11 protein-coding genes are annotated in these 13045 nt (G+C 52.5%); 5 read left to right on the forward strand and 6 right to left on the reverse strand.

The window, feature by feature from the left end:
* Nucleotides 1-20: 20 nt before the first annotated feature.
* The 3 genes from ABD949_RS14105 to ABD949_RS14115 all read left to right on the forward strand — a co-directional run bounded on the left by ABD949_RS14105 (nt 21) and on the right by ABD949_RS14115 (nt 2149).
* Nucleotides 21-224: a hypothetical protein gene (locus ABD949_RS14105; RefSeq protein WP_345244477.1), complete on the forward strand. Its 204-nt coding sequence runs from the start codon at nt 21-23 to the stop codon at nt 222-224.
* A 332-nt stretch (nt 225-556) separates the two neighbouring features.
* On the forward strand, nt 557-1390 hold the full coding sequence (locus ABD949_RS14110) for a phosphatidate cytidylyltransferase (protein ID WP_345244478.1): 834 nt from the start codon (nt 557-559) through the stop codon (nt 1388-1390).
* A 36-nt stretch (nt 1391-1426) separates the two neighbouring features.
* Nucleotides 1427-2149 (forward strand): carboxypeptidase-like regulatory domain-containing protein, encoded by a 723-nt coding sequence (locus ABD949_RS14115; RefSeq protein ID WP_345244480.1) that lies wholly within the window; start codon nt 1427-1429, stop codon nt 2147-2149.
* Between the two features lie 76 nt (nt 2150-2225).
* Here ABD949_RS14115 and ABD949_RS14120 read toward each other — a convergent pair whose 3' ends face one another.
* The 3 genes from ABD949_RS14120 to ABD949_RS14130 form a co-directional block, all read right to left on the reverse strand.
* Nucleotides 2226-3416, reverse strand: a complete 1191-nt coding sequence (locus tag ABD949_RS14120) for a PepSY-associated TM helix domain-containing protein (protein ID WP_345244481.1) — start codon at nt 3414-3416, stop codon at nt 2226-2228.
* A gap of 3 nt (nt 3417-3419) precedes the next feature.
* Nucleotides 3420-5792, reverse strand: coding sequence for a TonB-dependent siderophore receptor (locus ABD949_RS14125; protein ID WP_345244483.1), 2373 nt, complete (start codon nt 5790-5792; stop codon nt 3420-3422).
* Nucleotides 5793-6009: 217 nt separating this feature from the next.
* Complete coding sequence (locus ABD949_RS14130; RefSeq protein WP_345244485.1) at nt 6010-6786, reverse strand: UDP-2,3-diacylglucosamine diphosphatase; 777 nt, start codon at nt 6784-6786, stop codon at nt 6010-6012.
* A 155-nt stretch (nt 6787-6941) separates the two neighbouring features.
* Here ABD949_RS14130 and ABD949_RS14135 point away from each other — a divergent pair, with 155 nt between their 5' ends.
* The gene (locus ABD949_RS14135; protein ID WP_345244487.1) at nt 6942-7727 is read left to right on the forward strand and encodes a hypothetical protein; all 786 of its coding nucleotides are present in this window, start codon (nt 6942-6944) and stop codon (nt 7725-7727) included.
* Nucleotides 7728-7778: 51 nt separating this feature from the next.
* Here the strand turns inward: ABD949_RS14135 and ftsH are convergent, their stop codons facing one another.
* Complete coding sequence (gene ftsH, locus ABD949_RS14140; RefSeq protein ID WP_345244488.1) at nt 7779-9809, reverse strand: ATP-dependent zinc metalloprotease FtsH; 2031 nt, start codon at nt 9807-9809, stop codon at nt 7779-7781.
* Between the two features lie 138 nt (nt 9810-9947).
* Nucleotides 9948-10361 carry a ribosome silencing factor gene (gene rsfS / locus ABD949_RS14145; protein WP_345244489.1) on the reverse strand — a complete coding sequence of 138 codons (414 nt, stop codon included), beginning with the start codon at nt 10359-10361 and terminating at the stop codon, nt 9948-9950.
* A gap of 110 nt (nt 10362-10471) precedes the next feature.
* Here rsfS and ABD949_RS14150 point away from each other — a divergent pair, with 110 nt between their 5' ends.
* Complete coding sequence (locus ABD949_RS14150; RefSeq protein ID WP_345244491.1) at nt 10472-11236, forward strand: biotin--[acetyl-CoA-carboxylase] ligase; 765 nt, start codon at nt 10472-10474, stop codon at nt 11234-11236.
* A gap of 73 nt (nt 11237-11309) precedes the next feature.
* Here the strand turns inward: ABD949_RS14150 and pafA are convergent, their stop codons facing one another.
* Nucleotides 11310-12965, reverse strand: coding sequence for an alkaline phosphatase PafA (gene pafA, locus ABD949_RS14155; RefSeq protein WP_345244493.1), 1656 nt, complete (start codon nt 12963-12965; stop codon nt 11310-11312).
* Nucleotides 12966-13045 lie beyond the last annotated feature (80 nt).

The raw sequence follows: 13045 nt of genomic DNA on the forward strand, positions 1-13045 counted from the left end.
CAGACCAGACGAGCTACCCTATGAAACAATTTCTGAAGCTCCACCGCCCCGACTCCACCGCCGAGCTGCTGATTCAGGCGGCTCATATCGTCACCGTGGAAGATGTCGACGGGCAGGCGGCTATCCACGTAGTCGGCATTCCGGGTCCGATTCTGACGCAGGAGACCTACGAAGCGGTTAAACTGAAGCTGACAGACATATTTGGCAACAACGCATTTGACTAGCATTGTACCCTGTCCCGCTCGCTCAGTTCCGTCAACACTCTTTCCATCCTGGGGGTTATAGTACTGTAGACATCGCTCAGGACGGGAGAGAGTCGAAAGCATTTCAGATTACAAGTTACGGTGGGTATGGAATCCCTCAGCTTACTGGGCTGAGGGATTTTTTGTTATCCTTGGTTTTGTATCTTTGAGCACAGGGGACAAACAAAACACGAACCTGCTGCGAACTTTTTCAGTATTCAGACAGCGATAAACCCTAAACTCAGGCTTAATCACCTGACCGGCAAGAGAATAGACGAACCCTGCTCTGTTAATTGCCAAAATCATATTAGAGCATGAAACAACGTTTGGCTGAAATGTCGAACCTCCAGCAGCGGGTTATTGCGGGCGTGGTGGGGGTTTTAGTAATACTGTTAGCCATCTGGTATAGTGACTGGACCTGTGCGCTGCTGTTTCTAGTGATCAGCGCCCTAACCCAGATTGAATTTTACCGGCTGCTCGGCCTCGACGGCAATCAGCCCCTTACCTACTACGGCACCCTGGTCGGCAGCCTGATCGTTGCCCTGACGTTTCTGGTTGAGAAAGGCTTTATCAACGAACAGGCCTACTACCTCATCTGCCCGGCGGCCAATATGATCTTTCTGATCAAGCTTTACAAAAAGAAAGACGCCAAACCCTTCACTAATATCGGCTTTACCTTTCTGGGTATAATCTACGTGGCCGTTCCTTTTGCCTTAATGAATGTAATCGCGTTACGGGGCGGGCAGTATCATCCCTGGATCGTGTTTGGCTGTCTGTTGCTGCTGTGGGCCAGCGACATCGGGGCTTACTTTGCGGGAACGAAGTTCGGCCGCCGGAAGTTATTTGAGCGGGTGTCCCCGAAAAAATCCTGGGAAGGGAGCGTCGGCGGAGCCATTGCGGCCGGCATTATCGCGCTGTTGCTGGGCATTTTCTCCCCGGAGTTAACAGCCTGGCAGTGGTATAGTATCGGGGCTATTATTGTGGTTACGGGTACCTACGGTGACCTGGTGGAGTCGTTGTTTAAGCGTAGTATCGCCATTAAAGACTCCGGGAGCAGTATTCCGGGGCATGGCGGTTTTCTTGACCGGTTTGATGGTTTGCTGCTGGCGGCACCGTTTATCGTAACATTTCTTAAAATATTTACTTAATTAAAATAGGAGCCAATCGCCCGGCGTTTTGATGAGATGAGACACTTGCTTATAAAAGGGATATTGATCGGATGCCTGTTTTGCCTGACGGGCCTGTTCTCTGCCGCTTTGGCGCAGGGACAGGAGCGCCAGATTACGTTTACAGGCTTTATTACCGACGGCAAAACCAACGAGCCCCTGCCCGGTGCCGCCATTTCTATCCACAAAGCAGGTCGGGGTGTCCTGTCAGCGTCAAACGGTTATTTTGTCCTGCCCGTTTTTCCCGGTGATAGTGTCGTATTTACTTACCTTGGCTTCAAACCGCAGTATCATATAATTCCCCGCCGGTTGACGGATGTGACGTACTCGGCCATTGTTGCGTTGCAGGAAGATGTAAAAACGCTGGCAGAAGTAAAGGTTTACCCCTACGCCACCGAAGAATTGTTCAAACAGGCCTTTGTAAACATGAAGCTGCCGGACGAGAAGCAACGGGAAGCTCTGGCCAAAAATACCGATCCGGAATACCTGATGCGGCTGGCAGCGGTTACCCCGATGGGGGCCGTGGCCAACCACCAGTATTTTATGAATCAGCAGTACTTTGGCCGCGAAGCCATTACAAACCGGGGGCAGGCCACAACTCTACCTTTCCTGAACCCGTTTGCCTGGGCTAACTTCATAAAATCCGTTAAGAACGGCGACCTCAGCAAGAAAGACTGGCGGAAAGAGCTGAACCAGGCCCCGAGGGAGAATATGACGCGGGAAGACATGCTGAAGAATTAACCATTTGCCTCTTACTGTCGTAGCCCGGCACGGTTCTTTCCAATGCCGGGCCGATTGCAACACATCCCCAAACCTCTTACCGCGCTGTCTGCAAATTGGCTTTTCCTGTTTTTTTGCGCGCCGGAGCCGACCGCCGGCTTACACTGCTCTTTTTGCGTCGTCCCCACCAGATCAGAAAACCGGTGATGGGCAGACTAGCCGCAATCAGAGACGCAAAGAAAGCCAGTAGCTTGCCCGGCAGTCCCAGAATCGCCCCCGTATGAATGTCATAATTCATCCGGATCAGTTTATCGGCCCGGCCGGCTTCGGTAAAGCGGCCATAGATGTGGGCCACCGGCAGCTCGCGTAGGGTATGCTGATCAAAGTAGCGGTAGTCGGTCTGCCAGTACGTACCGGCCTCCGGGTTAGCGTTGGCGGCTATGGCCGAGGTATCGGTTTCGGGAGTATGTACTTCGATGGTTGCAGCCTGCGGATATTCCCGGACCATCCGCTGCCACACCCGGTCGATGGCCGGTTCTGATGCAGAAAGCGCGACCGGGCCACGAGCCGACACCGGCTCGTGATACAGCAGGGATTTGTCGCCCCCGGCCACCTGATGGACCATGCCGGCAAACCACTGAAAGCCCCACACCAGCCCCGTCAGCGCCAGCACGATAACGACCCAGGTAGCATAAAACCCCAGCACATTGTGCAAATCGTAGTTGGTCCGTCGCCAGCTTGCGTTCCATTTCAGGGTGAACCGCTGCCGGGCCGTGTGCCGGTTCTTGGGCCACCACAACACCAGACCCGTGATAAGCATCACCAGAAAGATGAGCGTGGCCGATGCCACCACCGGCTGTCCGATGGCGGGCGGCAACCACAGGTAGAAATGGCCCATCAGCACAATCCGGAAGAAATCAGCCTCCACATCCTTTACCCCTTGCACTGCCCCCGTGTAGGGGTTCAGGTATACAATGTAGTAATACGTCGGCTCAAACTGGTAGAAAATCACCTGGGCGGCCTGGTCTTTTTTGCCATACATCACCGCGTGAAGGTGCTTATCGGGCAGTTGCTGCTCCGCAATGGCTTTCAGCGCCGATGGCGGCATAAACGCCCGCTGCTGAGGCTCCACAAACCGGTACGGCTGCGTCAGATTCTGGATTTCTTCCTGAAAGGCGTAGAGGCAGCCGGTAATGCTGATGACGAACACCACCAGCCCGGAAGCAAGGCCGAGCCAGAGGTGTACAGGTCTGATAATTCGTGAGACAATGACGTTTTTCACATGCATAGGTTAAAAGCGGTAGCCCAGGCTTAGCCGGAAATTACGGGGGGCTTCTGTTTGCCAGTAGTAATAGCCGGCGTATGGGTACGGAGCGCCCGAGAATAGGTAAGCATTCAGCATATTATTGACGTTCAGCGCCAGGCTCACCCGGTTGTTCTGCCACGACACGGCTCCGTCGGCCCGGAGGTAATTCGGCAGGTTGGACTGGTTCGATACCGGGTCGACAAACCAGCCGAACCGCTCCAGTTGCCACTGGTAGCCAAGTGACACGCCCAGGCCCTGCAGGGCTCCTTCGGGCAGGCGGTACGACAACCAGGCGTTGGTGACATGGCGGGCAAAGCCCGGCACGTAGTTACCAACATTTTCGGAGCGGGTATCTTTGGTGATTTTAGAGTCGGTGAGCGCGTAGTTGGCAATCAGGTTCAGCCCCCGCAGGAGTTCGCCCCGCAGGTCAACCTCTACCCCACTGGTTTGGGTTTGCCCGAGCTGCACGGAAAAATTAGGATTGGTCGGGTCGGTGGTCAGCACATTGTTCTTGGTAATGCGGTACACCGAAACGGTCGAACTCCAGCGACCGTCGGACCAGTCTTTCTTCACCCCGGCTTCCAGGTTGTTTCCCCGAATCGGCTGGAAGGCATTGCCCTGGGCATCGACGCCGGCCTGCGGCACAAACGACTGATCGTAGAGGGCGTACACGGACGTTTGCTTATTGACCGACCCACTAATGCCCACTCGTGGCGTAAAAACTGTTTCGTTGGTGCCGGCCCCGTACTGGCTATCTCTGGCTGAAGTCATCCGGCCTGCCAGCGTAAGCCGTACCCGATCCTGCCAGAAACGGAGCTCGTCCTGTACGTACAGCCCCGAATACGACTGACTCAGCACATTGATACCAGCGCGGTACCGCAGACTGGCGGAACGGTCAAACCGGGGAAGCAGCCGGGTCGGCAGGTAGTAATTGGGCTGAAGGCTGTTAAACACGAACGTACTGTCGTAGAGCGGGAAAGACTGGTTCCAGTCGGCAATGTACTGCTTGGTGCCGAGGTCGAGACCAGCCAGAATGCGGTGGGTAACGGGTCCGGTGGTGACGTCACCGTTGACAAAAAGCTGACCAAACCGGCCTTCGTTGAAGGCATCCCAGATGCTGACCCGGCGGAAAATATCACCCCTGGCGTTGGTCGAGTCGGCCCAGAGCGAACTGCCCACCTGCTTGTAGTTGAAGTAAGCAAGCTGGCCGGTCAGCTTCCAGTTTGGACTCAATTGATGATTCAGGATCAGAAAGGCACTATGGTCGTTGATCTTTGAGGGGTCCAGATTAGCTGAAGCGGTGGTAGCGTTGACTGGCAAACCGCCAAACCCGTTTTTGCCGAACACATACGCCGACCCAATGGCCGACATTCGCGAGAACTGGTACGTATACTCGGCTGTAATCGATGTCTGTTCGCTGATCTTATAGGTCAGGACCGGAGCAATGGTATAGCGGTTGTTGAACTCAACGTCGCGGTGGGAGCCCCGGGTCTGGCCCATCAGGTTGAACCGGTACAGCAACTTACCATCCTGACGCAGCTTACCGTCCAAGTCAATGGTAGCCCGGTAGGTATCAAAACTGCCCATAGTCATGGTGGCCTCTCCCCGGCTGTTGCCCGTCGGCTTTTTGGTAACGATATTATAAAATCCGCTGGGTTCGCCATTGGCCATCATAAACCCGGCCGGGCCTTTTACAAACTCCACCCGGTCGACCATCGACATATCTTCGGCCAGCGGTCCCCAGGTCGACTGTACGTTCATGCCGTTACGGAACGGCGCAATGCGCGAACCCCGCATGTTCAGCCGGGCATAATTGTCCCAGTGCTCCTGTTTGGTAACGCCACTGACGTTTCGCGAAACCCCTTCGAGCATATCAAAGATCTGCTGATCAGCCAGTATCTGACGGCTCACCACCTGTACGTTCTGGGGCAGTTCGAGCAAAGGTGTTTTCACCCGCAGACTATACGATGGCACATCGGCTTTATACGGATTTCGCCCGTCGACTGTTACTTCCTGCAATTGCTGTGCGGCTTCTGCCAGAACAAGGTCACTCAACTGCGTCGTCTCACCGGCGGTAACAGTGATAACCTGCTGGTACCGGTCAAACCCGATATGGGTCATCACCAATGTGTACTGACCAGCCTGTATCCTATCCAGTAAAAATCGCCCCTGTTCATCGGTTTGCGTCCCGAGCCTGGATGACATAATGCGGACACTTGTCTGTGGAAGCGGCAACCCGTTGCTGGTAACTACCCGGCCGCTGAGGCTACCGGTCGGCTGGGCAGATGCTGGCTGAACAAATCCAACCAACCAGCAGCTAAGCAACATCTGAACAAAGTATATAACTCTTGTTTGCATAGTTTATTTAGACTAATTTTAAACAAAAGTATAAATGCAGGTTATACTGTCAAGATTTTCCAGGAAGAATCAAGAAAGTTCAGGAGATATTACCAAAGGATGGACAGGTACTGACCAGCTTTTGTAAACTTCGTACTGTGCTACTGACAGCCAGCAATGAATCCGGGCCTGTGGTTAAATTCCGGCTCCGCAAAACACAGTACCCGTTTTTTGATAGCTACTCCCACGTTTTCAGTTGCAGGTTATTACCGTCAAAGACCGCATACGTCCGGGCCGATACCCACTCACCCAGGTTGATATACCGGCTGTTTTCCGAAACGGTCATGTCCAGGGGCAGGTGACGGTGACCAAAGATGTAATAATCGTGGTGCTGGCGCTGCTCTACTTCCCGGCAGTACAAAAACAGCCATTCACGATCTTCGCCCATAAACCGATCCTCCTCTTTTTTCTGGTTACTAATACGGCTCCGGCGCGACCAGCTATGGGCCAGGCCGATACCCACGTCGGGGTGCAGCCACCGGAATAGCCGCCGGGCCAGACCATTTTCAAATACCTGCTTCAGCCGTTTGTACACAAAATCGCCCGGACCCAGCCCGTCGCCGTGCCCGATGTACAGGCGTTTACCGGCAATCTCATATACGCGGGGCCGGCGGTATACGGGTATGCCCATTTCCTGCGTGAAGTAATCGTGCATCCACATATCGTGGTTACCCGTAAAGAGGATAATTTGCTTGCCGGCGTCGGTCAGCTCGGCCAGTTTGCCCTGAAACCGGATAAAGCCTTTGGGAATGCTGCGTTTATACTCAAACCAGAAGTCAAACACGTCACCGACCAGGAAAATAACTTCGGCGTCGGTCTCAATGGTATCCAGCCAGTTGACGATTACGCGCTCACGGTCGCGGCTTTGCGGGAGAGAAGGAGTGCCTAGATGGAAGTCGGAAGCGAAATAAACTTTCTGTCCCTCCGGCAGGGAAATCTGTTCAATTACGGACATCTACAATCAATTTCGCCACAAAGGTACAGATTCCCATCAGCTTTTGCGCCAGACGAAACGACACAAGCCCGGCGGTTCAGTAAACGGAGAGATTGTAAACAAGACAGGGGACAAATTGGTATTAGCTTAATAATTAACACCTCAATCTATATTGTATGAAGAATTCCTTGCTTCTCCTTATGCTATCGGGGGCATTGATGTCCTGCGGAGAATATGGCCACTATACCGACGATGCCAATGACGCAGCCGGTACAGCAGGCGATCTTGTCGCTAAGGACGTGTCTGGTATTTATCTGATAAGCCCTGACCACCAGTACGATAAGCCCTGTAATTACCTGTCTGACCAGTTCATGAAGAACATGTTCAAGATACCCCTCACTACTCAGTTTACAACGATTGATGTTCCGAATGGCTGCGAGTTCCACTGGGAGAACAATAAAGTAGGCATAGCCTTTGGCGGCTCAAACCCCTACGAATCGATGTACCATGCTGAGTATATATTCAATAAGCTGTTCCAGCCGGGTGATCCGCAGGTACTGGGCCAATCGGGCCGGGCCAATCAGAAGCCATCTATGTTTGGACCGGTTACAGAAGGACGGGCTGCTGAGCGACCTTCGACCATGCAGGTAGAGGCTGGTATGACGGAGGAGTCAACGCTCCCTAACGATACCACAACGACGGAACAAAGCCCTACCGCATCACCAGCCGCTACGCAATTTGTCCTGCCCCCAAAGACCACCGCAAATTTTGTAGGTATTATGGGTGTAGGGGATAAAGCCGTCTGGGAACCGGGTACCCAAATACTGCGGGTATTGTATCTGAACCACATCATCAGTATTAAGGTGCAGACTCCCGGCAATGAGAAGGTAAGACAACAACAGGCGGTGAATCTGGCTAACTTTATCACTAATGAGCTCACCCACGGTGATGTCTGGAAATAAACCAGTGGGCAATAACAAAAAAGCCCCCCGAGATTTCGGGGGGCTTTTTTGTTATTCGCTGGTCAGATGCGGCAGGGGTTCAATCTCCGAAGGTTTGCTCTCCGTGCCAATACCTTCTTTAACCTCCTCGCCCCGCTTCTTATACGCCTGGTAGGCTGTATCGCGCTCAAACGGACGCTTCCCAATCAGACGCTCCAGATCATTCTGGTACAGGATTTCTTTCTTCAGCAGTTCCTGGGCAATTGTTTCCAGTTGCTCACGCTTACCTGATAGCAAGCCTACCGTGCGTCGATAGGCTTCATCGACAATCTTCCTCACTTCTTCATCAATAAATTTAGCCGTCTCTTCCGAATATGGCTTGTTAAATGAGTACTCCGATTGCTTGGAGTCGTAGAAAGATATATTCCCGATCTTATCATTCATACCGTACATCGTCACCATACTATAGGCCAGCTTGGTAATACGCTCCAGGTCACTTAAGGCACCTGTCGACACTTTACCAAATACGATGTCTTCAGCCGCACGACCACCCAGTGCCATACACATTTCGTCCAGTAGCTGCTCCATACGGTACAGATACTGCTCGCGGGGCAGATACTGCGCATAGCCTAAAGCGGCTACCCCACGCGGTACAATCGTCACCTTCACGAGGGGGTCGGCATGCTCCAGATACCAGCCGGCTACAGCGTGGCCGGCTTCGTGATACGCCACAATTTCTTTTTCCTCCGGAGAGATCAGTTTATTCTTCTTCTCCAGACCACCAATAACACGGTCCATCGCATCCTGGAAATCCTGCATATCGATGGATTCCTTATTCCGACGGGCGGCAATCAGAGCCGCTTCGTTACATACGTTGGCAATCTCGGCTCCGGCAAAACCCGGTGTCTGAGCCGCCAGATCTTTCGGATCAACGTCAATTGATAATTTCAGCGGCTTCAGGTGAACCTTGAAAATAGCCTCACGACCGACGATATCCGGCTTATCAATGCTAATCTGACGGTCAAAACGACCGGGACGAAGCAAAGCTGGGTCCAATACATCCGGCCGGTTGGTAGCCGCCAGAATGATGATACCGGAGTCGGTTGCAAAACCGTCCATTTCCACCAGCAAGGAGTTCAGCGTGTTTTCGCGTTCGTCGTTGGCACCCGGCATCGAGCCACGGCCCCGTGAACGACCTACCGCGTCTATCTCATCAATAAAGATGATACAAGGGGCTTTTTCTTTTGCCTGCTTGAACAGGTCACGTACCCGTGCGGCACCCACCCCGACGAACATCTCAACAAAGTCGGAACCCGACAATGAGAAGAACGGCACACCGGCCTCACCGGCAACGGCTTTGGCCAGCAGGGTCTTACCCGTACCCGGAGGGCCTACCAGCAACGCCCCTTTCGGAATCTTGGCCCCCAGCTTGGTGAACTTGGTGGGACTCTTCAGGTAATCAACAATTTCCTTAATTTCCTCCTTCGCTTCTTCCAGACCGGCTACTTCGCTGAAAGTGATTTTCACGCGGTTTTCGGCATCAAACAGGGCGGCTTTCGATTTACCAATGTTGAAGATCTGCCCACCGGGACCGCCGGCACCCGACATCCGGCCCAGCAGAAAATACATCGCCAGAATCATGACGATAAAGATCCCCCAGGTTCCAATGAAGTTACCCCAGTCGTTTCGCTGTTCAATGCGGTATTCTATTTTTTCGTTGTCCGCCAGTCCTTCCTGCATACGCCCGAGGTCTTTCAGGAAGGTCTCGGCTGAGGCCACCTGAAACATAAAATGCGGGCCGGTATCCTGGTTGAAATAAGGCTTATCGGAAAACAAGCCACGGTATTTGCTGCTTTGCAGTGCCTGCTGGGTCAGCGATACTTCTACAATTTTGTCGTTGACAATTACGACTTCGGCTACCTCTCGGTCTTTCACCATGCGCTCAAAGCGCTTTTGGGAGGTTTCACGGACAGCACTGCTCTTGTTAAAGAAAGTAATGCCCAGAATGGCAGCAATCAGTAAAGCAACAATCCACCCCTGAAAATTAGGTTTTCGTGGACCACCACGGGGTGTTAACGGATTTCTATTATTATTCTCTGACATTTCTGCAGGTTGTACAAAGGGGTTTCACTGGAAAACACCATTTCAAACGCTAATGTTTCACACCGGAAATGGTTTTGACAGGTGGTAAACAACCGGTTTAAGCGGCTGTTTACCACGCAGGCCGGCAACCGCCGGGCCTTAAAGGGCTGATGAGGCTATTGGCTCCTCATCAATATGCTGAATCTCGGCGTCACCCCACAACTGCTCAAGGTCATAGAAAGCCCGGCGGTCTTTCTTGAAAACGTGCGCCACAACGTCTACGTAGTCAAGCAGAATCCATTCGCGGTTGAGTTTGCCCTCTCTATGCCAGGGGTTGAGGTGAATAGCCTTGTATACTTCTTCCTCCACCGAGGAAGCAATGGCGTCTATTTGGGTATCGGAATTACCGGAGCAGATGACGAAAAAGTCAGTAATGGCGTTTTTGACTCCGCGGAGGTCCATCACTACCACATCCTGCGCTTTCTTTTCCAGCATTCCCCTGACAACCAGATTGCGCAGTTCCTCTGCGGTTATTTCTTGGCGAGCCGTTTCCACGGCGTTGTTTATTCTCATGCTAACGTGTTAAAATTGCAAATCGGTAGCGAAAGCGGGAGCGTTGCCAAACCGGAACCGGAATTCCGACGCCCCATAACCTACCTCGTTCTATGTAAATTAACAATTATTTGTACAAAATTTATCCCAAAACGCTATTTGTTGGCCAAAAATTTGAATATCTGCCAACGTGTCAGTCTACCAATGACGTAGCCGCCGATCACATTGCCCAATCTGAACCCGATGAAGGGCTGGTAATCCTGACTGACGACCAAACAGCCGGCCGGGGCCAGCGTGGTAATCAATGGGAAGCTCAGGCAGGCCATAATCTGACATTCTCGCTGATTTTAAGGCCCTCCTTTTTAAATGCCACCGAACAGTTCTGGCTCAATATGGCAGTTTCGCTGGGTATTGCCGACGCCCTGGAACCCTTAACGGGCGAATTATTACGCATCAAGTGGCCCAACGATCTTTATCTGGAAAACCAAAAACTTGGGGGTATCCTGATTGAAAATACCTTGCAGGGGTATCTGATTGCCTGGTCGGTGATTGGCATAGGTGTTAACATTAACCAGACCCAATTCAGTTTCCCAACGGCTACCTCTCTGCTTCAGCGCTTTCCGGTGGAGGAAGAATACAACCGGCCGGCGCTATTGACTATCATTTTAGAAAGCCTGGAGCAACGGTACCTGCAACTGCGTACCGGCCAGCGTAACCTGCTCAGAGCTTCCTACCTGCAACGGTTATTCCGGTACCAGGAAGAACATAGCTTCATTGCGGATAACGAACACTTCCGCGGCTGTATTGTTGGCATAGACGCCACCGGCCGGTTAGCCATTCAAACCAACAGCCAGTTACGCTACTTTGGCTTCAAAGAAGTTGAGTTTGTGATTTAAGACTGTTCTAGGTTTCCTGTTTCAAGTCTAGGTATGGCTGTTAACTTGAAACAGGAAACCTGAAACAACAAAACTATTTAACTACTTCTTCAATCGGATTCCCCACCGTCCCACTGGGTTCCAGGATACCGAGCAGGGCAGCCACGGTAGGCGCAATGTCGGAGATATGATTCCGGCGGACGGTCTGACCGGGTTTGATACCCCAGCCGTAGAAGAGCAGCGGCACATGGGTGTCGTAGGCATACGTGGAGCCGTGGGTAGTGCCTTTGCTCCGACCTTCAATCCAGCCAGACTGAAGCAGGACGTAAAAGTCGCCACTCCGGTTCGGGTGATATACATTCCGCAGCATAGTGAGTTGACCTTCGGGAATAGACTGAGTATTCAACTGGTGAAAGTTGATGACGTTGACAACGCCCGGCTGGGTCAGCAGTGTTCGTCTTAGCGTTTCGTACACGTCTGCTACAGCCAGCTTCTTCTCAGCCAGCAAGGCGTGATTCAGGTACACCTGCTGGTTAAAAAATGACAGCATCCACTGTCCCGGTCCGTACGCTTTTTCCAGCATAGCTTTTACTACCTCTCCTAATGCGCCATATGGCTTTACGCCGGCCGGAATCCGGTAGGTATGGGAAAAACCGGGAATATCAGCGACGCCGTGGTCGGCCGACAGAAACGCCAGGTAGTTACCCTTGCCGACGGTCGCATCCAGTTGCGCAAACAGATCGGCCAGTTGCCGGTCGAGCCGCAGATAGTTGTCTTCCGTCTCGACCGCGTGCGTACCAAACGCGTGGCCAACGTAGTCGGGCGACGAAAAGCTGACGGCCAGGAAATCGGTCACATTGTCGGCTCCGAGTTGTTCACCTTTAATGGCAGCCAGCGCAAATTCTTTGGTCAGCTGGTCGCCGAAGGGAGTAGCCCGCAGCACTTCATATTTAAGACCGCCTGCGGTGGAAATAAACTCATGGGGAAATACCGCTTTGGGTTCACCGGGGAGAGACGCTTCGTAGGGCTGATCATCCGTAGTGCTGACAGTATACTGGCTTAATGGACGCGACAGTTCCCACTTCTGGGCCATAAACTGATCCGGTAACTTGCGGCTGTTGAAGTCCTGCACCCACCGGGGCAGTTCTTTCAGGTAAAAGGTACTGGAAATCCAGTTGCCGTCTTTTGAATCGAACCAATAGGCGGCATTAGCGGCATGACCAACCGGCAGGATAGCCCCCCGGTCTTTCAAAGCCACACCGATTACCTTGGCGCGTCCTTCGGTAGCCAGCTTCAACTGATCCGTTACGGTGGTGACCAGCATGTTTCGGGGCGACATCTTACCCGCCGAACCGGTATTACCGACCGTGGCCACGGTGGTATCCTCGGCACAGTATACCAGCCGGCCAATATTCCGGTCGTAAAACTCATTGCCTACGATGCCGCTGAGTGCCGGCACGGAACCCGAGTAAATATGCGTATGGCCCGGACCTGTATACGTTGCCGCGTAGTTATAGTGGTTGTTCCGGCAATTAAAACCGTCGTCCATCATCCGACGGAAACCGCCGGTTATAAATTTGTCGTAATACCGATACAGGTAATCATACCGCATCTGGTCTACCACAATGCCAATAACCAGTTTGGGACGATTCGGAAAGCGGACATTCGGGATTGTATTCTGGGGCTGGGCGGTTACACTACCGGCCATCAGCAAGAGAGAAAGAAGCGAAGAGGAAAACCCTCTGATCATAAAAGACATACTTGTTAAAACAAAGAATCAGGTGAATCAACTGAATCCGCGCCAAAGATAGCGAACATTTTTTCGGCACA

Origin of the sequence: Nibrella saemangeumensis (genome assembly GCF_039541915.1) — a bacterium.
Lineage (GTDB): Bacteria > Bacteroidota > Bacteroidia > Cytophagales > Spirosomataceae > Nibrella > Nibrella saemangeumensis.